The sequence below is a fragment of the Bradyrhizobium sp. 62B genome, assembly GCF_030272265.2.
GTDB lineage: Bacteria > Pseudomonadota > Alphaproteobacteria > Rhizobiales > Xanthobacteraceae > Bradyrhizobium.
This window is the reverse complement of record NZ_CP092841.2, coordinates 2,691,936-2,717,293: the sequence shown is the minus strand read 5'-3', so window position 1 is coordinate 2,717,293 and position 25,358 is coordinate 2,691,936. Positions and strand designations below refer to the sequence as shown.

General features: G+C 66.1%; 8 protein-coding genes and 1 pseudogene. 4 read left to right on the top strand and 5 right to left on the bottom strand.

Annotated features, from left to right (window positions below):
• Positions 1-1,449, top strand: a complete 1,449-nt coding sequence (locus ML401_RS12650; protein WP_285812128.1) for a cobyric acid synthase — start codon at positions 1-3, stop codon at positions 1,447-1,449.
• Here the strand turns inward: ML401_RS12650 and cobD are convergent.
• Both cobD and cbiB read right to left on the bottom strand, forming a co-directional pair.
• Positions 1,438-2,403: a threonine-phosphate decarboxylase CobD gene (cobD, locus tag ML401_RS12645; RefSeq protein WP_285812127.1), complete on the bottom strand. Its 966-nt coding sequence runs from the start codon at positions 2,401-2,403 to the stop codon at positions 1,438-1,440. The two genes, ML401_RS12650 and cobD, sit on opposite strands and share 12 nt — an antisense overlap.
• Before the next feature lie 11 nt (positions 2,404-2,414).
• Positions 2,415-3,356, bottom strand: a complete 942-nt coding sequence (gene cbiB, locus ML401_RS12640) for an adenosylcobinamide-phosphate synthase CbiB (protein WP_285812126.1) — start codon at positions 3,354-3,356, stop codon at positions 2,415-2,417.
• Positions 3,357-3,478: 122 nt separating this feature from the next.
• Here cbiB and cobU point away from each other — a divergent pair, with 122 nt between their 5' ends.
• From cobU to bluB, 3 genes are read left to right on the top strand one after another with little or no spacing between them, the layout of a single operon-like run.
• Positions 3,479-3,982 (top strand): bifunctional adenosylcobinamide kinase/adenosylcobinamide-phosphate guanylyltransferase, encoded by a 504-nt coding sequence (gene cobU, locus ML401_RS12635; protein ID WP_285812125.1) that lies wholly within the window; start codon positions 3,479-3,481, stop codon positions 3,980-3,982.
• Positions 3,979-4,761 carry an adenosylcobinamide-GDP ribazoletransferase gene (gene cobS / locus ML401_RS12630; RefSeq protein ID WP_285812124.1) on the top strand — a complete coding sequence of 261 codons (783 nt, stop codon included), beginning with the start codon at positions 3,979-3,981 and terminating at the stop codon, positions 4,759-4,761. Before cobU ends, cobS begins: the two co-directional genes overlap by 4 nt.
• 4 nt (positions 4,762-4,765) lie before the next feature.
• Entirely contained in the window at positions 4,766-5,398 is a 633-nt protein-coding gene (gene bluB, locus ML401_RS12625) for a 5,6-dimethylbenzimidazole synthase (protein ID WP_285812123.1), read from the top strand.
• Positions 5,399-5,415: 17 nt separating this feature from the next.
• Here bluB and ML401_RS12620 read toward each other — a convergent pair whose 3' ends face one another.
• The 3 genes and pseudogenes from ML401_RS12620 to ML401_RS12610 form a co-directional block, all read right to left on the bottom strand.
• On the bottom strand, positions 5,416-6,489 hold the full coding sequence (locus tag ML401_RS12620) for a hypothetical protein (RefSeq protein ID WP_285812122.1): 1,074 nt from the start codon (positions 6,487-6,489) through the stop codon (positions 5,416-5,418).
• 252 nt (positions 6,490-6,741) lie between these two features.
• On the bottom strand, positions 6,742-8,424 hold the full coding sequence (locus tag ML401_RS12615) for a ShlB/FhaC/HecB family hemolysin secretion/activation protein (protein WP_285812121.1): 1,683 nt from the start codon (positions 8,422-8,424) through the stop codon (positions 6,742-6,744).
• A 3-nt stretch (positions 8,425-8,427) separates the two neighbouring features.
• Positions 8,428-25,353 (bottom strand): annotated as a pseudogene (locus ML401_RS12610) (leukotoxin LktA family filamentous adhesin).
• Positions 25,354-25,358: the final 5 nt, after the last annotated feature.

The window sequence follows — 25,358 nt, the reverse complement described above, 5'->3', positions numbered from 1 at the left end:
ATGGCACGGGCGCTGATGATTCAGGGGGCCGGCTCGGACGTGGGCAAGTCGCTCATCGTCGCCGGTCTCGCGCGCGCCTTCACGCGGCGGGGCTTGCGTGTGCTCCCCTTCAAGCCGCAGAACATGTCGAACAACGCGGCCGTCACCGTCGATGGCGGCGAGATCGGCCGCGCGCAGGCGCTGCAGGCGCTCGCGGCCGGCGTCGAGCCGCACACCGACATGAACCCGGTGCTGCTCAAGCCCGAGACCGATGTCGGCGCGCAGGTCATCGTGCATGGCAAGCGCATCGCGACGGCGCGTGCGCGCGACTACGCGGCCATGAAACCCTCGCTGATGGGCGCGGTGCTGGAGAGCTTTGAGCGGCTGAAGGCGCGCGCCGATCTGGTGCTGGTCGAAGGCGCCGGCAGTCCGGCCGAAGTGAATCTGCGCAAGGCCGACATCGCCAATATGGGCTTTGCGCGCAAGGCCGACGTGCCCGTCGTGCTGATCGGCGACATCGATCGCGGCGGCGTCATCGCGCAGCTCGTCGGCATCAAGACGGTGATCGATCCTGACGATGCCGCGATGATCCAAGGTTTTGTCATCAACAAGTTCCGCGGCGATCCCACGCTGTTCGACGACGGCTACAGGCTGATCGAAGAAAAAAACGCCTGGCGCGGTTTCGGCGTGCTGCCCTGGTTTGCCCGCGCCGGCGAGCTGCCGGCCGAGGATGCGCTAGGGCTCAGCGACGCGCGCAAGCCGGGCCAGTGCAAGATCGCGTGCCTCGCGCTGTCGCGGATCGCCAATTTCGACGATCTCGATCCGCTCAAGCTCGAGCCTTCAGTCGATCTCGTGATGGTGCGCCCCGGCGAAGCAATCCCCGGCGACGTCAGGCTCGTCATCATCCCCGGCTCGAAGTCCACCCGCGGCGATCTCGACTTCCTGCGTGCGCAGGGCTGGGACATCGACCTGCTCGCGCATCATCGCCGGGGCGGCCACGTCCTCGGCCTCTGCGGAGGCTACCAGATGCTCGGGCGCAGCGTCGCCGATCCCGACGGCATTGAAGGGCCCGCGGGCGACACGCCGGGGCTCGGGCTGCTGGATGTGGAGACGGTGATGAGCCCGCAGAAGACGCTGACGCGTGTCGCGGCGGTGCATGCCGCCACGCAGCAGCCGATCGAAGCGTACGAAATCCACATCGGCCGCACCGACGGGCCGGATCGCACACGTCCCTTCGCGAAGCTGAACGACGAGCGCGAAGGCGCGGTCTCGCGCGACGGCCGCGTGCAGGGCAGCTATCTGCACGGCCTGTTCACCTCGGATGATTTCCGCAAGGCGTACCTGGCGAAGCTCGACATTCCCGCCGGTGACGAGCCGTATACGGCCCGGGTCGAGAGCGCGCTCGAGGCGCTGGCCGATCACATCGAAAAGCATCTCGACGTCGAAGGCCTGCTCGCGCTAGCGCGCTAGCGCCTCGCCGAGCCGCGTCCATTCGCTCTCGCCGCCGGGAAGCCCGAGCCGCAGCCATGCCGGATTGTGCGCGAACACGCGCGACCAGATATGGCGATGTGCCAGCTTCTCCTGCGCCGCACGTGCGTCGGGCGTCTCGTAGAGACGAAACAGCGACGCGCCGCCGACGAGCCGCCATCCCTGCGCGCGTGCCATCTCGTCGAGACGAACGCAATCGCGCGCAAGGCGCGCGATCGTGGCCTCGGCCCAGGCATCGTCGTGCAGCGCGCGACAACCGATCGCGATCGCTGCACCTGAGACCGGCCATGGCCCCGAAGCCGCCGCGAGCTTGGCCACATCCGCCGCACTGCCAAGTGCAAAACCCAGCCGCAGGCCGGCCAGGCCAAAAAACTTTCCGAACGAGCGCAGGACCAGCAGTCCAGGCCGATCCGCTTCGGGTGCAAGCGACAATGCGGGAACGGCATCGGCAAAGCTCTCGTCGATCACGAGACGGCCGACGCCCGGCAGCAGTGCGAGCAGATCCTTTGGCGCATGATTCCGGCCGTCGGGATTGTTGGGATTGACGACGATGGCGAGGTCTGCGCCTTCAAGCGCATCGAGCTCGCCGACCTCCTGCACATCCCAGCCCGCGGCCGACAGCACGCCCGCATACTCATTATAGGTCGGAGCCAAGATGCCCGCGCGGCCGGGCGACATGAGCTGCGGCAGCAATTGAATGGCGGCCTGCGCGCCGCCCAGTGCGACGATCGGCGCGCGTGTGCGGTAGGCGTGCCGCGCGGCCTGATGCAGAGCGTCGGTTTCGGCTCGCGACGGCAGCGCCGTCCACGCGCGCGCCGTCACCTCGCCCACGGGATAAGGCAGCCGGTTGATCCCGGTCGACAGGTCGATCCAGTCCTCAGCGCGTCCGCCAAAACGCTGCTGGGCCAGATCGAGATTTCCACCGTGCTCGCGCATGCCCCGTTCTTTCATGCGAAGGCCAGGATCGCAAGCACGCCGGCCAGCAGCAACATGGCGCGGCGGTAAACCGTTAGTCCCTCGCCGATATCCGCGGCCAGCGGATCGCGCGCGCCTTCGTTCAACCAGGGCTCGTTCGTGATGCTGCCGTGATAGATGCGGGGGCCGCTGAGCCGTACACCGAGTGCGCCGGCCATGGCCGCTTCCGGCCAGCCCGCGTTGGGCGAGCGGTGACGGCACGCATCCCGCGTTATGCACGCCAGCGCCTCGGATCGTCGCGGCGCCAGCAGCACGAACAGGAATCCGGTCAGGCGCGCCGGAATGAAATTGACGATATCGTCGATGCGCGCGGCGGCCCAACCGAAGGCTTCGTGGCGCTCGCTGCGATGGCCGATCATGGAGTCCAGCGTGTTGATCGCCTTGTAGCCCAAAATGCCGGGCAATCCGACCAGCGCGCCCCAGAACACCGGCGCCACGATGCCGTCGGACGCGTTCTCCGCAAGGCTCTCGATCGCCGCACGCGCGATTCCGGCCTCATCGAGCGCCGCGGGATCGCGACCGACGATACGCGAAACCGCCTCGCGCGCGGACGCAATGTCCCCGGCCAGCAACGGAGCCGCGACCGCCGCGACGTGATCGTGCAACGAGCGCAGCGCGGCCAGGGGCCAAGAGAGGACGCCGACCAGCACGATCTGGATCCAACCCGCGGGCAGCAAGACCTGAATCATCCAACCGATCGCAACGGCGGCTGCGATCACCAAGAGCGCTCCGGCGAGACCGGCCGCGCGGCGGAGCGCCGGCGGATCGGAGGCGCGATTCCAGCTGCGATCGATGGCGCCGATCAGCCGCCCCAGCCAGGTCACGGGATGACCGATCCGCGCGAACAGCCATGACGGCCAGCCCAGGAGGGCATCCACCGCCATCGCCACCACCATCGCGCCCGCAAAGCCCAATCCCGCCTCCTGTCCCGCCCCTGTTGCGCAAAGCGAGGGCCAAGCGCAACCCCCTCCGCATCTGATTTCGGCTTTGTCTTTGGCGGCGATTGATGGTTAGTCAGGCCCTCGAGGAGAGTTTCATGGCCGTCATCTTGATCACGGGCGGAGCCCGATCGGGCAAGAGCAAGCGCGCGGAAATGCGCACGCGCGCCTTTGCCGGCCAGCCGGTCTATGTCGCGACGGCCGAGGCGCTCGATACCGAGATGGACGCGCGCATCGCGAAGCATCGCTCGCGGCGCGGAACCGACTGGCTCGAACGCGAGGTGCCGCTCGATCTCGTGTCCGCACTGGCCGAGACGGACGGCGGCGGCGCACGACTCGTGGACTGCCTGACGCTGTGGCTTTCCAATCTGATGCATGCGACGCGCGACTGGGAGCATGAAGTGACCGAACTCGCCGCCGTCCTCCCCCGCTTGAAAAGCCCCGTCGTGTTCGTCACCAATGAAGTCGGCCTCGGCATTGTCCCCGACAACGCACTGGCGCGCAGTTTTCGCGACGCCGCCGGCATCATGAACCAGATGATCGCTGCGGCCGCTGACGAGGTCGAGTTCGTCGTCGCCGGCCTGCCGATGAAACTGAAATGATGCCGCGCGCCGAACTCCTCAAAGACATTGTCGCCGATCTCAGGATGGCGGCGTCGTTCGTCACGATCCTCCCGGTGGCATCGGCGAAGCCGGCGGCTGACGGCGCCATCGCGCGGGCGACCTGGGCACTTCCCTTCGCGGGACTGCTGGTCGGCCTTGCCGGCGCCTTCGTCTACAAGGTCGCCCTCCGTTGCGGGCTGACACCGAACCTTGCTGCCCTGCTCGCCCTGGCGACCACCGCCCTCATCACCGGCGCGCTGCACGAGGACGGTCTCGCAGATACCGCCGACGGACTTGGCGGCGGACGCACGCGCGAGCGCAAGCTGGAGATCATGCGTGACAGCCGGATCGGAACGTACGGAGCTTGCGCGCTGATCCTGTCGTTCGGCCTGCGCTGGAGCGCGCTCGCGACGATCGCCGATCCCTTCGCCGCCGCGCTGGCGCTGTGCGCCGCGCATGCGGCGGCGCGCGCGGGCGTGCCGGCCTTCATGTCGCTGGTGCCGCCCGCGCGGCCGGACGGGCTGTCAGCGAGCGCCGGTGTGCCGCCGGGCCGCAGCGTCGCCATCGCCTTCGCGGTTGGAACGCTCGCGCTCGCCCTGGCGTTGGGGCCAGGCAAGGCGCTGGTCGGCCTGGTCCTGCTGTCGCTCGCCGGATGGACGTTGGCACGGCTGGCCATCCGCCAGATCGGCGGGCAGACCGGCGACATTCTCGGAGCGTTCGAGCAGATCGGCGAAATCCTGATCCTGCTGGTCGCCGCAACCTTTCAGATCGGACGTTGACCCCATGGTCGAGTTCGACGACAGCTTCCGCCGGCAATTGCACGAGCTGTTCGTGTGGCGCCGCGACGTCCGCCGCTTTCGCAGCGATCCGCTGCCGGAGGGCGGCATCGCAGGGCTGATCGAGACCGCCTGCCTGTCACCTTCGGTCGGCCTCAGCCAGCCCTGGCGCTTCGTCATCGTCGACGATGCCGCACGGCGCCGGGCCGTGATCGAAGACTTCAGGGCGTGCAATGCCGATGCGCTCAGTTGCTATTCCGGCGAGCGTGCCGCGCGTTATGCCACGCTGAAACTGTCGGGCCTCGAACAGGCCCCCGGCCATCTCGCCGTGTTCGCCGACAAGGCCAGCGACACCGGTCATGGTCTCGGCCGCGCCACCATGCCGGAGACCACGGAATATTCCGTCGTCGCCGCGATCACCGCGATGTGGCTCGCCGCGCGCGCGGAGGGCATCGGCCTCGGCTGGGTGTCGATCCTCAACCCGGATCGCATCCACACCATTCTCGACGTGCCGGATACCTGGAAATTCATCGCCTATCTCTGCATCGGCTATCCCGAGGTCGAATGCGACCAACCCGAGCTGGAACAGGCGAAATGGGAGCATCGGCGGGGCGCCGACGAGTTTACCTTGCGGCGTTGAGACGAACGGGATATCCGCTACGGCAGCTCGACGATCTTGCGCTGCATGAGCATTTTCAGGGCCGCGCCCACCCCGCATCGCACGTCCTTCAAATTGGGATCAAAGGTGGCGTCACGTCCGAACTTTCCGGACACGTACAAATTGGTGCAGCCCCAGACATACGGCGACCTGGCATTGTGGTTTCGATAGCCGAGCCCGTTGAAGCTTTCCAGCCGGTACAACACCGTTCCGATGCCGGACCAATCGAGACCCTGCCAACCAAGGAGGGTGAGATAGTCGATCGTGCTATCCTCCCAAGAGAACGGCGGATCGCCTGAGGGTCGTCCCTTTGGGACGTTCACGGTTTTGGCCGACAGCGGATCGCCGTTCAGGTGACGCGAAAAATCGAAATTGGTATCCGCGTGAATCAAGCCCACGACGTACCAGGGCACACTCGTCCGGGTTTCGATGGACTGATATCGCTCCTTGTTGGCCTGGATGCGCCCAACGAACTTGTCCAGATCGGACAGGCGTTGGGGATCGAGGGTGGCTTGGTCAAAGAGTTGCTCAGCCTCCGACTGGATCGCTTTCCGATCGAACCTCGGGGCAACAGTCGGTTGGCTCGGCACGGTGATGTTGCTATCCTGTCTCGCGTATCCGACCTCCGCATAGTTCCAATCGAGCTCCCTGCGCAGGGCCGCAAGCTTGATCTGGTCGGCTTCGCTCGGTCGAGGATGCGCGCCCAGATGCGCAGCATCCATCTCCTTGTCGTTGATGCTCTGTCTGATCGCGTCGCGCCGCTTCTCCAAGCCGTCGTGATAGAGCCTCCATTGCTCCCTGCTGTCCTTGTCCGAGACATACGAGAAGTATTCGGAGAAGCGCAGGCGCAGCTCGATGTCCTGGTTGAGGGCCGTGTCGATGAATTTCGAGATGTAGGTCTGGTGGAGATCCTGAGCCTTGCTCTCGATCTCCTTCTGCTTGAGGGCGACCTCCTGCTCCGCTTTCCTGAGATCGAGACGCGCCTTGTAGGCATCGACCGCGGCCGGAATGGCGACGGCGACACCGCCGCTGATCAACGTGCCCCAGATCGCCTGCCAGAAGCCGAGGCGCAAGCGATAGCGCTCGAGACTCACCGGGGCCTGCTCGGCATTCGGATCTGCTGCGGCCATTTTTCCCCGCCAACCAGTTATGGAACGAGCCGGCGCCGCGGGATGACATGCTCTCCCTGGCGCAGCCCCGAAAAATGGGCCGGCTCCGTCCCGAGTAGATTGCAATGTCATATGCAACCGCATGGCGCGGGTTTAAGCAACCGTCAAATCTCTCCCGACGGGGTCATTTGCGGTCCGGCCCGGCAGGCGGAACGGCTATGACTTTCGCGCGACTGCAGCGGCTGGCCACACGCTGTCCTGCTTCTGGAACATCAACAGCGGCCGGAAGACGACGCGGCCATAGGCCTCGTAATGGTGCTGGGTGGACACCGCCATCTTCAGCGGCGTGGCGTAATTCGCCTCGAACGTCATGAATTGCGCGTAGGTCCAGGAGAAGCCGACGCCGACAGAGGCCATCTCGGTGACGCCCGGGAAGGTCGAATAGACCGCGCCCCAGTCGGTGAAGATGTAGGTGTCGAAACCCCTCAGCCATTGCGACCAGTTGTAGTGCAGCTCGGCGTTGAAATAATAGCCGCTGTCGCCGGACGCCGCGTTGGAGGGATAGCCGCGCACGGTGGTGGGGCCGCCGATCGAGAAGATCTGGTCGCCCGGCAGCAGCTTCTCCTGCGTGTACTGCCAGCTCGCCAGCACATTGGCGCTGAAATTCTGAGGTCCCGCGGCGCTGGTTGCGATCAGCGAGCCGGTAAAGGTGTTGAACGCGCGGTTGTTGCCGAGCACGTAATCATGCCACGCGACGTAGTTCACCGCCGGCGACACCGTGATCGAATAGGTATTGCCGGACTTGGTCACCGAGAGTCCCGCGGTGGTCTTGTCGTAGTGATCGTCGGTGACGCCAACAGTTGCGAAGCGGCTGACCGTCTTGCCTTCGGTCAAGGCCGCATTGAGCAGCACCAGCCAGTCCTGCGTCACCCAGACCGGTTGGCTGAAATTGACCGCGGCCTGGCTCGAGCGACCGGTGACGTCGAGCGCGACGAACGGTCCCTGGACGATCTTGATCTTGCCTTCGGTATAGCTGACGCCGGCGCGGCCGCCCCAGGGATTGACCGGGATGCTGTAGGCGACATTGCCGTTGAGATTGCCGTCGGAGCGGACGCCGTAGAAGGTCAGGCGGTCGTCGACGCCAAACAGGCCGTGGCGCTTGTAGAAGGCTCCGCCCTCCCAGCGCCCGGTGTTCTCGGCCCCCTGGTTGTCGGTGAAGAGCTGCAAGGTGTCGACCGGCGGCTCGATCACGGCGAACTGCAGGTCGGTGAGACCAAAACTCGTGCCGGGCTGCAGCAACGCCTTGATCTGCACGTCATTGGTCCGGTTGAACCAGATCACGTCGCGGTTGAGCTTGGGAACGTCGAGCACCTCGCCTTCGGGCTCCTTCACGCGCTGAAGGATGTGGTCGGTGCGGGTCTGCTTGTTGCCTTCGACGGTCGTCTTCTGGAGCCGGCCTTCGGTCAGCTTGATCCTGACGACGCCGCCCTTTGCGTCCTGCTCGGGCAGCGTCGCGATGCCCGTGACGATGCCGCGCGCGGCATAGACGGCGTTGATGTCGGCCACGAGCTGCAACAGCGAGGCGATGTCGACGTCCTTGCCGACATATTTCTTCGCGATCTCGTCGAGCTCTGCCGGCGTGATGAACTTGGATTCGTCGAACGTGACCTTGCGCAGGCGGAATTTCGGCCCGCCCGGCTTGAGGAGCTGGGACTTCTCGCGCTCGCCACCGATCACCGCCGGCCCTGTGAGCTTGGGCGGCGCGCTCTGCTGCTCGAGTTGCCGGCGCTGGCGGTCGACGTCGTTCTGGATCACGCCGGGATTGATCGACTGCGCGCGCGCGGATGCAATGCAGGACCCTGCAAGCCCGATCACCAGAGCTGCCCTCAGAACCCGCATTCTCTACCACGCCTCCGCGAGACGGCTCACGGCCGGCTTTGCCGTCTGCACGCTTGCGTCCTTCCAGCCCGCGCGGCCCGCACGCTGCCCCTTCTGGCGCAGCTTGCGCATGTCGCTGAGGCCGTCGATGTTGACGGCGGGACCGGAGCCGATCGTCTCGACCGGCCGCGGCGTCAGCAGCGCGTCGAGACGCGCCTGGCCCGAGAGGCCGAGCAGGTAGAACGTTCCGCTGTCCTTCTTCGCGAGCCAGCTCTCGATGTTCTCCTTGCCCTCGCCGTCGACCGAAATGTTGCGCATCATGCTGGCGCCGGTGAAATCGTTGCAGCAGGTATGGGTCGGACCGTAATTGGTGACGGTCGCCGAGATGTCGCCGGTATAGAACACCACATAGGCATTGCTGACATTGGCGTTGCCGACCTGGCTCATCGTGAACACGCCGCCGGGCTGGTAGAGCTGCAGCGTCGGCCAATTGGACGGCGCCGGCGTGCGGTTGTTCAGCAGCACCTGCTGGGTCGCCGTGGTGAGCATGAGCTGGCCCGGCACATAGCCGTTCAGGATCGAAACCGCCGGCGCATCCGTCCAGAAGGTCGCGTCGACCACCTTGAACTGGTTGATGATGATGCTGTCGGGATCGATCGAGATGTTGGCATATTTGGCGACGCCGCCGTTGTAGCCGGTGATGTTCAGGATCAACGGGACGGCCGGGTTGGAGCGGATCTGCTCGCCCTTGACGTTGATCGTATCAGCCGCGAGGTCGAGCTCCCTCACGACGCTGACCCAGGCGATCGTCAGGTCACCCGACGATGTCATCTTGACGACGTCGCCGCTGATCCGGTCGAACGAGACAGATCCGGCCACGTCGAAACGCGTGGCGCCGTTCGCGGAGATCGATCCGCCGCGGAGCGAGCCCGTGTCGGATTTGACCTCGAGGTCGCCGGCATCGCCCGGGATGCCCGTCGTGGTGAGCTGGCTGAAGACGATGTCGTTCACCGCGTGCAGGGTCTGCGTGCCGCCGCTGATGGCGGTGCCGACGGTGATCCCTCCCGTCGTCGCGGTGACGTCGAGGGTGCCGCCGACGTTGAGATTGTCCCAATGAACGACCGTTCCGCTGAGCACCGCGTTGCCGGTCGCGGCCGTGAGGTTACGACCGGTGTTGGTCCCCGCGGCGATCAGCTTCGCCGAGCCGTTGGCCGAGACCGAGCCGAGCGTCGGCACGCCGCCTGAGGTCACCGTCTGCGCGAGGATGAAGCCGCTGTCGGCGGTGACGTTGATGCTGCCGGCATCGCCATTGACGCCCATCGTGGTCAGCGCGTTGAAGGTGACGTCGTCCCGGGCGTGGATGGTCTGCGTGCCGCCGCTCTGCGCGGTCTGGACAATGATGCTGCCCTGCCCCGCCGTCATGCCCAGCGTGGCTCCGACGTTGAGCGTGTTCCAGTTGATCGGGCCGCCGCCCGCCGTCAGTAGGCCCGAGCCGGTCGCGGCGGCGAGCGTGTTGCCGGTGATAGTCGTGGCGGCAACCAGGCTCGCCGAGCCATGGGCCGCGACCGAGCCCAGCGTGGTCGCCCCGCCCGACGTCACCGTCTGCGCCAGGATGAAGCCGGTGTCGGCCGTGACGTCGATGCTGCCGGCATCGCCATTGACGCCCATCGTGGTCAGCGCGTTGAAGGTGACGTCGTCGCGTGCGTGGATGGTCTGCGTCCCGCCGCTCTGCGCGGTCTGGACCATGATGCTGCCCTGCCCCGCGGTCACGTCCAGCGTGGTTCCGGCGTTGAGCGTGTTCCAGTTGATCGGGCCGCCGCCCGCCGTCAGCAGGCCCGAGCCGGTCGCGGCGGCGAGCGTGTTGCCGGTGATGGTCGTGGCGGCAACCAGGCTCGCCGAGCCATGGGCCGAGACCGAGCCCAGCGTGGTCAGGCCGCCCGACGTCACCGTCTGCGCCAGGATGAAGCCGGTGTCGGCCGTGACGTTGATGTTGCCGACGTCGCCGGCAGCTCCACTGGCCGCGAGCGACTTGAACGTCACGTTCTGCGTTGCGTGGACCGTCTGCGAGCCGCTGCTGTCGGCGGTGCCGATCACGATGCTGCCGTTGTTCGCGACGGCACTGAAGCTGCCGCTCGCGCCGGTCGCGGTACCTGCCAACACCTGATCGAGCGTCAGGCCGGCGGTGCCGACGATGTCCACGCTGCCTTTCACTGCGGCCAGCAGGCTCACCTCGGCGTCGGTCAGCGCCATCAGGTAAATGCTGCCGGCGCTCGCGCTGGCGGACAGCCGCGCGGCGTCGGCGGTGAACCGGCCCGTCGCGCTGCCGATGCCGCTCGATGCGCTCAGCGATACTTCGGCGCCCGCGCCGGACGCGATGAACTTGGTCTGGCCGTCGCCATTGTCGATGATCGCTCCGAGCGAGGCGACGCCGCCGGCGGTGACGACGATCGACGGGGTGTTCGAGGCGGCCGCGTAGGACAGCGACGAATTCAGTTGGCCAAGCGTCGCATCGCCCGTGGTCGTCACGGAGATCAATCCGGGCGCGTTGATGGCGGAATAGGCTCCCATCGACAGCGTCGCGGCCACCAGCGTCACGCCATCAGTGTTGCTGGTCGCAACCATCGGCGCCGCGCTGGTGCCGGCCGCGAAGGTCATGCCGCGATTGGCGAGCAGCTGCATCAGGCCGTCGCTGGTGATGCTGGTATTGAGGGTGAGCGCGCCGCGCGCCACGTTCAGCGTCAGCGCGCCGCCGGCCGTCAGCGTGCCCGAGGTGCCGCTGGTGCCGACCGCGAGATCGCCGGTGACCGCGAGGAGGCTGAGGTCGCCCACCGCCGAGCCGGTCACCGCGCCGGAGATGTTCACCTGCAGCGGCTGGAAGGCACTGCCATTGAAGCCGATGCTGGCGCCCGCGCGCAGATCGAGGTCGGTGCCGAGGATATGGATCGCGCTGCGGTCCGTGAAATCGGCCTCGGCATAGATGCTGCCGGTCGCAGCCAGCTGGATCGCATTGCCGGCGGAGATGTTGCCGAGGATGAGATCGCCGGTGGTCTGCTTCACATAGATGCCCTGCGCCGACGAGACCTGGTCGAGCTGGTCGTGGCTCGGATCGGCAAAGGCGATCTGAAGCGCGTTGGAATTGTTGGCGGGATTGCTTCCGGCGGTTCCCGAGGCAGCCCCGACATTGCCGCGCTCGGCGATCAGGGTCAGGTTGGCGATGTCGCCCGAGATCACGGCGCCGCCCACATTGGCGGAGATGCTGGTGACGGCATCGAGCTTGACGTCGCCGCGACCGGTCACCTGGATGCCGTTGGCCTGCGCGGCCGTGATCGGGCCGTAATTCGCGGTGACGCCGCCGAGCGCGAGGCTGTTCTTGCTGCCGAGATAGATGTTGGTCAGCGCCTTGGCCGAGATCGCGATCGGATTGTCGACGACGACCAGGTTCTGCTGCGACAGGCTGACCGTATAGGTTGTGACATGGGTCGTCGGGTCCGTGACCGCGCCGACGGTGAGCTGGCCTGGACCGGCCGTCGCCAGCAATGCCCTCTGCTCCGGCGTCAGCGACGAGGAATCGACGCTGGTGAAGGTGAACGTCTGGGGCACGGCCAATTGCCGACCGAGCCACGCGGCGCGTAGAGCATGATCTGGTTCGCGCTGACATTGGCGATGACGTTGTCGTCGATCGGCGGCGGCGCCGCGCCGACGGCCGACGACGACACCGTGTAGGCGAGCTGGCTCTGCGTCCACTGCGAACCCGCGGTGATGATGCTGTAGACCCGCTCGGTCGACGCCAGCGCATAGCTGTAGCTCGCGTCATAGGTGTTCAGCGCCGTCTGCAGCGCCGTGTTGCTCGGCAAGCGCTGGTTGGCCGTCGAAACGCCGTCGAACAGCTTGGTGAACAGCGTCGTCGAGAGCGAGCTGCCGAACAGCGTCGCCAGCGGATCAGCCGGGGCGGTTCCGAGCAAGGTCGTCAGCGAGCTCTTGAGCTCGTCGGTGGTGATCTTGCCGAGCAGGAACTGATCCCGCAGGAACCGCGTCGTGGCCTCGGTCTTCATCTGGGTCGCCGTGACGTTGGCAGGATCGATGCCGAGCTTGGCGGCGACCTGCGCCCGCAGCACGGTCAGCCCCACCGAGGTCGGGGCGTAGGTGCTGCCGTTGGGGAACGCGATGTTCTTGAGCTGGAAATAGTCGTTGTAGGCCGACGTCACCATCGACTGGTAGCTGTTGACGGCGTTGGTGGCCGCGTTGCCGCTGAGCAAATCGAGGCTCGCCCAGACGTCCTGCAGGTGCTGGCTCTGCGCCGGGGTGAGACCGACCGCCGCCCGCCCGTTCAGGATGCTGGCCTGGTTGCCATCGGCGCCCGCCGCTTCCAGGAAGACCGGACCGCCGGTCGACTGGATCGTGCCGAGGCGCAAATCGCCCTTGGATTGGATGATGTAGGTGCCGGTGGCAGAAGTGCTGTCGAGCACGCCGCCATCGACGGCACCGCCGGCCTGAACCGTTCCCGTCGCCTGGATCACCAGCGGATTGATGTTGGTCAGCGTGCTCGCGCCGTTGACGACGGCGCTCGTCGCGCCGATCGCACCGGAGGTGGAGTTGATCTCGATATTCTTGCCGGTCACGACGGGATTGGCGGGGTTGTAGGCAGAGGCCGAGTTGATGTCGCCGGTCGCCGAGAGGAAGACGTTGCCCTGCGGCGTGGCGCCTGCCGAATTCACCTTCACCTGGTTGATCGACAGCGCGCCGATGGCCGAGATCGCGATGTCGCGGTCGATCGAGCTGGCAGTCAGGCTGCCGCCATAGAGCTGCACCTGGACGGGAGTCCCGTTGGCACCGAGCGTGCCGATGCCGCCGTCACCCCGGAGCGTCACGCTCGTGCCCGAGATCACCGGGTTGTTGGCATTGGCGCCGACCGTGATGGACGAGTTCGTGCCGGTGGCGTTGAGCGTCGTCGTGCCCTGAAGGTTGTTGATCGACCCGTTTATGACGATGCCGGAGGTCGAATTGACCAGGACGTCGCTATTGCCGCCGCCGGTGAACTTGATGTTGATCGGATTCGACGCCTTGACCGTGTTGGTCAGCGTCAGCGTCAAATGATCGTAGATCTGCTGGTACCAATTGAATTGAGCGTCCGCACCGCAGCACTTGTCCGGATGCGTGCCGAGCGGATTGGGATTGCCCTGCGAGTCGACGCCGTCAGCCCAGTGATAGCTGCCGGTCGCAGTGGTGACCTTTTGGTAATTGCTGCCCTGCACGCCGGAAACCAGGCTGGTCGTGGTGGTCCAGTTCGCCCCGGTGGCCTGATTGGGCGTGAAGTGCCAGCCGTAGTCGAACTGCGTGCTGTTGGTCGGGCGATCCAGTGTCGCGGTGTCGACCCACTGATAGAGCATGTTCGCCTGCGTCGCGTACTGGATGCCTGCAGTACCAGTCCTGGATGTAATCATCGACGGGTCGACCGCGGCCGCAGTGACGCTGTTGGTCTCGTATTTCGTTACCTGCTGGTTGCTCGCCGCCTTGGGATCGTAGACATACCACGTCGTCTTCCCCTGGAGCTGGTCGACGATCTCGACCACGCTTTGCGCGGTGGCGCCGGTATTGATGGTGTTGGTGACGAGTGCAAGTCCGCTGGTGTTGTTGACCGTGATCGTGCCGGCGCCGCCCTTGATCTCGATGTTGCCCTGGGTCTGGGTGCTGTCCGTCGAGGTCGAGATGATCTTGCCGTTCAGATAGACGTAGCCGCCCGCGCCCTGCACCACGCCGTTCAGCATGAACTGGTCGGTCAGAGCGTTGTACCTGACCCCGATCTTGACGTCGCCGGTGCCCGACGTCGTCAGGTTGGCCCCTGAGATGTCGACATAGCTGCCGTTCCGCGCGTTGGCCTGGGCCTGAGCGAAGGCGGCGCTGTTGTTCTTGAGACTGGCGACCTGCTGCGCCGCATCGGCGCCGATGTTGACCGAGTAATTGCTGCTCGAGCCGGCCTGGATGGTGCCGTTGATGTTGATCACCGACGCCGAAATGATCACCGCCTGGGCGCTGATGGTCCGGGTATCCGTCACGGTGGTCGGTGTCTCAGCGGTCTTCGGCGTGATCGCATCCGGCTGGATATTGATGACCTGGAAGAAGGCCGAGCAGCCCGCGCAGTTGAACGGCGTCTTGTACGGACCGCTATCCGCGTAGACGTTGCGGCCGTCGTAGGTCGTCTTCTCCCACGGCGCAGTCGAGATGACTTGACTGGTCGGCCCCTCGATCTGCTGGAGCGTGCTGACGCTCGGCACGCTGCCGGCGTTGGGATTGCCGTTGCCGGGCGCGCCCTGGCCCATCGGCAGGAATATCGCGGAGTAGAGCGAGGTGCCGTCGTAAAACGTCATCAGCATGCGCGCGGTGAAGATCGTGCTGGCGTCGGCGTTGCCGACGGGTTGATAAATGCCGTGGCTGCCGTCGGCGCAGCAGTAGTAGAAGTAAGGGTGATCGCTTCCAGAACCGATATGCGGAGCGGTATAGTAGTCGCCATAGGCGCCGAGATAGGTCGCCGCCGTCATCACCGCCGTCAGCGCGTCTTCCGGCCTGTTTTCGGTACTGGCCCATTGCGAGGTGACGGCGCTGCTGCTGTCGTAGAAGCTCCCGATGCCGCCGAGGAAGGTGAACGTGCCCTTGGGCACCACGATCTGCACGGTCGCGGCGCTGAGCGACTGCGATGCGACGACACTGCCGAGATTGTTGACGACCTTGAGCAGGCCGTTCGGATTGTTGACGGCACCGTTGAAATAGATATCGGGCGTGCGGGTCAGCACATTGCCGTTCTGGTCGATGCCCTGGCCGCTGTCGGGATCGAGGCGGTTGTAGGTCGCCGAGATGTCGATGACCGGCGAGGCGCTCGGCATCGCGGTGAAGGTCACGTTGGAGTGCGAATCCGGGTCGACATGGTCGATCTGGCGATAGGTGATGTTGCCTCCGCTCACATCGGTGACCGTGAGGTTGCCGAGGCTCATGAAGTCGAGGCCCTTGTTCTCGATCTTGATCAAGGGCGAACTGCGCGCGATGACCGCCGGCGCAGCGGGATTTGAGCCGCTGTTGCCGGTCAGCTTCTGCGCCAGGATGGAGACGTTGCCGGCGGAGACCAGGATGTTGCCGAACGCAAAGGCGTTGCCGGACGCGTCGGAGGTGAACGGCGCCTGCTTGATCAACGTGTCGATCTGGCGCTGGATGTCGCCGGTCGGATCGGTACCGGAGGGCGACATCGTGGCCGGGTTTGTCGCCGTCGCCGCCGCAAGCTGGGAGCGGACCTGCGCCTCGGAGAGGCCGGTCAGCGTCGCCAACTGGTTGACCACCAGCTGGTAGGGATTGAAGTTGCCGATGGTGGTGTACTGGACCGTCTGGTGGTTCCAGCTCATCACCGGGTTGAAGTGATTGACGTCGGCAACGGATTCGAGCGTCAGCGCCGAGTACGGGCTGGTCGTGCTCAGGGCCGGCGTGCTCGCACCGAGATCGATCGTGATGGTCACATCGTTGTTGATGCCCGCGACCACGAGGCCGTTGAGCGCGACATCGCCGGTGCCGCTGGTGTGGCTGTGGTTGTCGCTGTTCTTGGCGCTGAAGATATCGAGATAGGGATTGTAGTTGCTGCCGTTGCCGACGGCCGTGACCTGCCCCTGCGTGGCGCCCAGATAGATATTTCGGGCGCCCAGCACGCTCGAGGTGGGCGCGAGCGTCAGGCTCGTGGTGTCGTCGGCATTGGCGGTTCCGCGGTACAGCGTCGAGATCGGAATGGCGGTGTTGTTGTAGACCACCGTCGTCGCCGTCGCCTGCACGCTGCTGAAGACCGAGCCGTCGCCGGCCAGGCCGGCATAGATGGCGATGTCGCGCCAGGCCACGATCTTCGTGCCCGCGCCGACATTGACGGACTGGTTGGCGTGAACCCAGCTGTTGGTGCTGGCGCCGACGCCCGCGATCGCGCCGTAGAGGCTGGCATTCGCATTGTTGGACGCCGCCATCTTCGCCGCCGTGCCGACATAGATCTTGCCGGCACTGAACAGCTGGCGGGCGTTGATGTTGACCGCGAGCGTGGCATTCGCCGTCATGTTGGATTCCGCGCCGCCGCCGGCGAAGAAGCTGGCGGTGGCGAGGCTCGCGGTGTCGTTGGTGTTCAGCGTGTTGTAGGCCTCGATGTTGATCACCGCGGTCGAGGTCCTGGGATCGTCGTTGAGGCTCAACACCGTGCCGGCGCCGATATTGGTGGTGACGGTCTGCGTCACATAGGACTCGCTGAGCGCGGCTGCCCCCGAGAACGAGCCGCCGGAACCCGAACGCGCACCGCCGCCGGCCTGGTTGACGATGTCGTTGGCGATGACGACCATGTCGCCGCCCGCCGAGTTGATGATCAGATGCGGTCCGACCTCAGCCGTGGTGGTGGAGTCGACGTCGTTCCGCGCCTTGCCGGCGGACACGCCGGCCGTGGACGCCTGGTAGGCGTCGCCGCTCGCGAGGTAATTCGTGGTATGCTTGGCGTCGATGCGGAAACCGCCGAAATAGAGCGTGTCGTCCGTCGAACCGCCGTCGAACCGCGCATTGGTCACCGCGGTCGAGCTGGTGGTGGCGACCGCCGCCGCGCCGGCATAGGTGCCGCCCGCGCCGACCTTCGCGTTGGACAGGTTGGCATCCGTGCCGGTGGCTTTGATCCAGAGGACGCCCGTGTAATTGCCGTGGTTGAGGCCATCCATGTCCGCAGGCGCGCCCAGATAGGCATAGGTGTGCGCGCTGGATGACGTCTGCGCGACGGTGGCGCCGAGCGCCAGGAACCCGGTCGAAAGGCCGGTCGCCTCGGCGTATTGCGCGCTGTCGTTTTCAGCCTCGATGGTCACGTTGGCGTTGGGCAGCCTGATCCCCACCCCGCCATAGGCACTCACGGTCGCGTTCTGCGACGCCTTGGCGTAGCTGCCCTGCGCGCCGATCAGCGAGCCGCCGCCGCCGGCGAGCGCCTTGGCCCAGGTCGTCGTACCACTGGTCGGAACCAGCGCCTTGGCGCTCACGTCGAGCGCACCGCCCGAGAAGCTGACGGCGTCGCCGACATCGGCCGTCACCGTGGCGCCGACCGTGGACTGTGCGATGGCGACGCCGACGGCACCGCCGCCGACCGAAACGCCGATCGCCTCGCTCGACAGATTCGGCGCGATCGCTGCCGACACCAGCGTGCCGATCCCGCTCGCGGACGTCGTGATCGAGGCGCTGGCGCCGATCTCCGCGAGCACCGAGGAGTTCTCCGTCGCCTCCGCGTCCGCACCCGAGCCGGCGACGATGCCGCCGCCAAGTGCGGTTGCCGTCGTGCTCAGGGTGCCTGCCCCGGCAGCGCCAACCAACAATTGCGAGGTGCTGATGCTGGCACCGTTCAAGACCCGCGCCGCGACCGAGCTGGTCCGGCTAGCCGTCGCGACCGAAGCGCCGACGGCGACAGCACCGGCGGAGACGCCGCCCGTGAAGACCACCTGGGTCGTAGTATCCTGCGCCATGACGGCAGCGCCGGTCCCGCCCGTGCCCGTGATCTGACCGCCGAGCAGCGCCGCCACGGTATTGGTGACATTGCCGACCGCCACGGCGGCCTGGGCGCCGAAGTAAAGCGCCGCACCACCGGCGATCGCCTCGGTGTCGATGGTCTTGCCGCTGTAAGGTCCGGTATCGGCGTCCTTGACCGCCGCCGCGACGCTGACGGAAGGCGCCGAGACGACCAAGGGCGTATCGGCCGCCTCCAGCACGCCGGAGCGATTGCGACCGTAGTCACTCAGATTGGCCACCACGGTGCTGTTGACGCTGGTATAGCCGATGCCGGCACCGATGCCGACATTCTTCGCAAAGCCGGCGCCGAGCAGATACATCTTGGCCGCGTTGGCGCTGGTCGCAACGACGTTGACCTGCGTCGTGCTCGTGACGTGGCCGCCTGCGATCTGCGCGACGACGACATCGCTGCCTCCGCTCAGCACACCACTGACATCATAGGTCGAGCTGACATTGGCGCTGTTCGGATTGCCGGCCGTGCCGCTCGCGACGGCGTTGCTGCCATGCGTGCTGCTGGTGCCGCTGTTGACGGACGCTATGGTGCCGTTGCCGTTCTGATTGAGCTGGCCGGTCTGCTGGCCCTGGGTGTCGGCATCGGCGGTATTGGTGCCGATGATGATGACGCCGACGGTCGCGCCGATGCCGACGCTGCCGCCGATGCCGGCGGTGACCGCGTAGGACAGCACCTCCTTGGTGCTGAGCGCGGTGACGTTGATCGCCCCGGACGAATTCAGGTTGCTGTTCCAGCTCTCCGCAACAGTCCGGCTCTTGAACACGATGACGTTGGCCGCGGCGCCGACGCCGACCCCTGCCCCGCTGGCGCCCACAGCAAGCGCGCCGGCGATCTCCTTGATCGCCACGTCTTCGTTGGCGTTGATCGTCACCGCACCGGCCGCGCCGCCCGTCACCCCCTGCAGCGTGGTGTCGTACACACCGGCGATGGTGGTGTTGTTGGCGACCTCGATGTTCGCCATGCCGGCGATCGCCGCCGTGCCGGTCGAGAGCGCGCCGCCGATCGCATAGGCCTCGAAACGATTCTTGGTCTTGGCCTCGACGTCGAGCGCGCCGCTCAAATTGAGCGCGGTCGTGTGCGGCGCGGTGCCGCCCTCATAGCGGAACTCGTCGCCGACATAGGCCAGGGTCCGGTTCGAGGAGACCTGCACGAGGAACGCCGCGCCGATCGCGGCCTGGCTGCCATAGGCTCCGGAGCCGTTCGCGGAGAAGATGCCGGTGTTGTTGTTGGCGTTCACGGTCAGAGACGAGGCCGTCAGCGCGCCGCCGTCAACATAGGCTTCCGTGGTTGCCTGGAAGACGTTGAGGCCGACCGAGCCGGTGTTGAAGCCGATCGCGATCGAGGACGCATCCTGCTCCGCGTTGGCCTTGACGGTGACGGCGCCGACCGTCTCGCTCGACGACTGCACGCCGCCGATCGTGGCATTGGTGATAGTGGCGAAGGTCTCGCGCGACATCGTCGTCGAGACAATCGTCGCGCCACCGCCGCCACTGCTGCCGTAGGCGATGCCGGCGCCGAACGCGCCGGAATAGGAGAAGCTCGACGCCGCCACTTCGATCTGCGGCTTGAGCGTCGTGGAGGTCAGGCGCGTGTCGATGGCCGCGCTGTCGATATAGGCCCGCGTCGCCCCGCTCATCACGTTGGTGATCGGATTGATCATGATCGAGATGCCGCCGCTCGCGGCGACCGAAGCGACGTTGGTCACGACCGCCTGATGCGAGCTCGCCACCACGGCAAGGCCGCGCACGCTGTCCTGGTTCTCGGAGAGATCGGGCGTCGTGTCGGTCGGCGCATGGGCGGTGCCGAGGTCGAAGGCGTGGACGAGCGTGCCGTTGTTGACCGACAGCGTATCGGTGGTGCTGGTGCCGAGTGCGTCGACCCTGGTGTTCGCTCCGGAGATATAGGCCGCAGTCGTTCCGGTGATCTGATTGGTCACCAGCGAGCCCGCGCCGCCGGCCGCGCCCTTGCTGATCGAGAGGGCGCCGGCGAACACGGCCGCCTTGTCGTTGTTGCCGGCGATCACGCCGACATTGTTGGTGGCGGTGACATCGGCCCCGTTGATACCATTGGTACCGGCGGCGGTGATGCTCGCCGTGACGTTGGTCCCCATCAGATTGGTCGCGACCGAGCCGGCGAGGCCAACCTGCGAGGACATCGCGATACCGACTGCCACCGTCGAGATATTGGCATTCGAGTTCGCATTGATCCCGACATTGCCCGAGGCGGTCAGCTTGGAGCCGGTGACGCCGGCGCTGACGTTGTTGGCGATGCTGCTGTAGACCAGCGCCAGGCCCGCGGCGCTGCCTTGCGTCGAGGCGCCCGCAATGGCGGCGGTGCCGGTGATGCTGGAATTGTCCGTCGCGTTGACGGAAATGTTGCGGCCGGTGACGGAGGATTGCGACGCGCTGGACTGGCCGTTGCCGATCGCCGCGGAAACGGTGTTGGCGATCGAGCTGATCGTGGTGCCGCCGACGCCGGCGAACTGTCCGGTCGCGAGCCCGAAGCCGATCGTGACCGCCTGGATCTTCGAGGAATCGACCGCACTGACGCGGACATTGCCCGGGGCCGATATCAGCACGTTGGCGATATAGGCCGAATGCGTGGTTGCGATGGTGTCGTAGACGATCGAGGCGCCGACGTTGTTCTTGCCGGCCTGGATCAGGCCCGCAACGGAGATGATGCTGGCGCCCGGACCATTACCCGTGCCGTCGTTGAGCGCGGCCGCGCTGAAGTCGATGCAGTTCTGCCCACCGGTGCCGCCGGCGACCGTGCAAGTGTCCGAGGCGAGATGATTGTTGTTCGACTTCTTGACGAGGTTGCCGAGCGCAGTATCCAGCGCCGACACGGCGCCGCTGTCCGCCAGCACCGTCACGCCACCGACATTGATGTTCACCGTCGCGCCGCTATCGATGTAAGCGGTCGTGGTGGGCGTCACCTCGCTGACGACGATCGCACCGGAAAGTCCGTTGGAGCCCGCCCCGCCCGAGGCCGCACCCGCCGCGATCACGCCGGCGCTGTCAGCCATCACCAGCAGCGTGTCGTAGTTCGAGATCGAGGTGCTGCGGATGTGCGCGTCGGTCGCGTTGCCGCCGGTGGGGTCGGCGATCGAGGCATAGGTGAGCCCGATACCGATGCCGACCTGGCCACCCGCGACATAGAGCGAGCCGCCGCCGATCGCGATGTTCGTGACCTGGTAGGCATCGACCTCGAGCGCGCGACTGACGCCGGACGACTGGCCCGTGATCGTCGAGCTCTCGATATAGGCGTTGGCACTATCCGTGACGATGCCGACGGAGGCCGACAGCGCAACCGCATTCGCTGACGACGAGCCCGCAACCCCGAGCGCGACGACAGTCTCCGAGCCGCCATTGAGCGCCTGGACCGTCACCGAGCTCTGATTGTTGATGGTCGAGCTGGAGATATAGGCGCGCGTGGCGTTGCTGGACATTGCCGACGCGATGGCACCGCCGATTGCGGCGCTGGCCGGCGAGCTGTTACCGGCCAGATTGGCCGCAGCGGCCCCCGCGCCGTTGTTGAGGATCGTGTCGTTCAGCGCCTGGACGATTGTGTTCGTCGTCACCGCGCTCGCGGTGGTGTACTTGTCCACCCGTCCATTCGAGATGTAAGCGCTGGTGCCGAGCGAGACGTCGCTCACCGACGAGCTGCCGGCGAGGTCGATGCTGAAACCGCTGGTGCTCGATCCCGAACTCGAGCTGACCTTGGACGCACCGGCAGCGACGCCGGCGACACCGCCCGTCCCGACGGAGCCCAGGGCCCCTGCCTTGGTCGCGAAGCTGGAGACGGCCGGATCCGAAATTGCAGCCGCGACGGAGGCCGCCGTGATGCGCCCCGACGTCGTCGCCGAGATGGTCAGATTATCGGCGTGGACCAAGCTGGTTCCACCGCCGTTGCCCGAGAACGGGTCATTCGAGCTGAAGGGACCGGACCGGATGTCGTCGCGATTCTCGCCGATATAGGCCGCCGTGTCGGCGTTCGCGCCGAGATAGGCGACCGCGAGGCCGACCGCGGAATTGCCGCCGGCCGACACCGCGCCCGCCACCGACAGCATCGAGAGGTCTTGCGCAGCGTAGAGATTGATCGTCGGCGCCCACGCGGTCGCGGTCGATCCGATCGAGGCATGAGTGACGTTGTCCACCAGCGCGATCGAGGTGATGCCGTTCAGCGCCAGCGAGCCCGCCGCCTTGCCGGACGTCGGCGCAACACCGAAGAACTGGTCGGTCGTGACTGCGTTGACAGCGATGTTGTCGACCGATTTGACGCTCGCGCCGTCGGCGACGCCCGCGATCGTCGTGCTGCCGAACCGGATCAGATTGAGCGCGCCGCCCAGCGACGACCCGCCGGCGGTATTGCCCGGCAAGACGCCGAGCGTGCCGACATTGCCTGCGGCATTGATCGACGCCGACGATGTGTTGGCGATGATCGCAAGAGTAGCGTTGAAGTCCTGCCTCGCACCGCTGTCCAACGGCGCCGACCAAGCCCCTGTTCCGCAGGTCGCGATGGTGCATGTCGCGGTGAGATCCGCATCGGTCGCAACCCAGGCCGTGGTATTGTTATGGACGGAGAAGTAGTTCACCGACCCGGCGACACCGAGCGTATCGCCCGCGTCGGCAGTTGCATTGGCGTAGCTGGTCAGGATGTTGCTGCCGATGCCCAGATTGCCGTTGAGATGGCTGAGCACCTCGCCGAGTCCTGCCCATCTGGTCCAGGTGTTGGTGATCGGCATGTAGGTATTTGCGGAAACGCCGATCTCGGGGGCGTTGATCACAGTTCCCGCGCCGACATAGGCGTTCGAATTGTGCGTGAAGTCTCCCCAGGCCACCGCCGCGCCGATGGTGACGGACTGGCCGTCGACCGGGCTGGAGGTGATCGCCGAAGCGGTCGCGATGCTGCGCACGCCGACGTCGATGACGTTGCTGACCACGGCAACGTTGCCGGTGGTGTAGATCGCGGGCGCGCCGCCGCCGTTCGCGGTCTGCGCGATCGATGCCGCCGCGCTCTCGGTGTTGTTGGCCAGCGACAACGCTGCGGATGCCTTGAGGTTGAGGTTGGCCTGGAACAGCGTGCTGAACTGCTGCGAAAACAGATCAGGCCTCATGGTGCCGACGACCGCCGCACCCTGCAGGCCGGCGATCAGCGCCGGCGTGCCGGTGATGGTCGAGGAGGAGGTCGCATTCGAAATGGTGTTCGAAAGGGCCTCGACGGTCACCGTGCCGTTCATCTTGTCGGTGCTGGTGCCGAGCGATGAACCCAAATTGGCCTTCGCGGACGTGTTGATGTTGCTGATCGCAACGGCGCCGCCGACGTTGCCATTCAGCTGGGGATTGTCGAGTGCGACCGCGGTCGCGGACGTCACGAAACTGTTGTTGTTGATCGCCCGGACCGCGAGATCGCCCGATGTTCCGCCTGGCGTTCCGGCAGAGAGGCGCGCGCCGGTTTCGACATTCGCGACGGTGTTCACCGACGCCGTCGAATAGGCGACCGTCGCCACGAGAACCGCGCTCGAGGTCATCGACACGGCGGCGACGTTCATCGTGGCATCGTTTGTGGCCTTGATGTTAAGGTGCCCCCCGGCGCTGATGGCGGCATTGCTCGCGACGTTGGTCGATACGTTTCCGGCGATGTTGCCGACGACGACCGCGGCCCCCACCGGCGATCCTCCCAGCAGCGTGGCGGCAATGACGGGATCCTCGGCGCGCTCCGAGCCATGCGCGTGAATGCTCACGTCGCCGCTGCCGGAGATGCTGGCGTGGCCATTGATGTTCACGGCTGCCGTCGCCGTCGCCGCGACGTAGCCGCCGTTGAGGCCCAGGATCATACCGGGCACGGACTCGCCGACCAGCGCGAAGGTCGACGCGAGCGAGCTGACGAAGCTTGCCGTGGCCGTCGATGTCGCGCCGATGCTGATTGCACCGCCGGTGATCGTGCCGTCGACCGTGATGCCCGTCGTGGCGTGGGCATGGCCCGACGTCAGGGTCTCGCTCGCCGTCGCTCTCAGCGTGACGTTGCCGTCGGTGAAATTGCTTCCGCCGAAATTGACGGACTGCGCCAGGATCTGCGCGCCGTTCCTGATATCGATGTTCGGCGCATCGATGATGACGTTGTTGGCGTTGCCGGTGGAATGGCCGGAGCCATCGAGGCGGCGGGCATCGATCACCGCATGCGCGGCGAGCGTGATGGAGTTGTCCGCTTGAATGAGGTAGTCGGCGCCGGCGCTGAGCCCCGCGAGCGCATTCGCGACCGAGCTGTTCGACAAGGTCACGCCGGTGTCGCCCTGACCGGCATCGCCGACCACCACGTCGGTCGGATCGAACAGCAGCGTGCCCGCCTTGCCGTTCGGCGCGGCGAGGTTGATTGCAACGCCCCCGCCGACGTCGATGACCCCGTTCGCGCTGAAGTCCACGACACCGGCGTTGCCCGTCTTCGAACTCGCATTGAACCTGGCGCCGCCCGCCACCGTCAGGTTCTGCGTCGCCTTCAGGCGGATCTCGCCGGCATCGCCGGTCTTGCTCGCGATGTTCAGCCTGGCGTTCTTGCCGACATCGATATTGTTGCCGGCCTGAACGGTGATGTTGCTCGGCGTCGCGGTCTTGCTGTGCGCGGTCAGGCGCCCGTTGACGCGAGCGTTGTTGACGGCGCCGATATGGATCGAGCCGTTGCTGACGGTGATCGCGCTGGCGCTGCGCAGGCCCTTGGAATTGACCGAGGCTGCGAACTTCGCGGCATGGTCGAGATTGGCGATGTCGCGCTGGCTGGCGCCGCCGACATAGACGTTCTGCCCGGTCAGGCGTACGATTGCCGTCCGGCGAGACCGGGAACGAGCCCGCCATGAGGTTGCCGACCGCCGATTGGTTGACCTGCCCGCCCGCGCCGATCAGGCTGTCCGTGAACTCGCGCGTCGGCGTCGAGACGTTGAGGCTGCCGACATTGACCACGCCGCTGCGGCCGACCACGAAGCCCTTGGGATCGGCGAAGTAGACGTTGCCGCCGATCGCACCGTTCATGTAGGAGTTCAGCGTGCCGTTGACGTAGACCGGCGCGTCGCGAACGATGTTGACGAGATTTTGCGTGCCCGTCGGCAGTTGCAGGTTGACGGTGTTGCCCTGCCCGACGCTGAACTGCGAGAACGAGTTGAAGGCGTTGTTGCCCGAGACCGTCGACGTCGTGACATTGGTGACGCTGCCGGACGTCTGAAGGCTGGTCCCGGTGCGCCCATCCGGGAGGATGACGTTCGCCGTCTGCGCCCGGACGCGAACGCTGTATACCGGCAGGAAGACCATCTGCATCGCGCAGAGCAGCGACATCGAACGGAAGCGGGAAAGCTTCCGCAGCGTCGTCAGCTCGTCATTGCCTCGCGTCGCAGCTGGCCCGCGCATGTCAG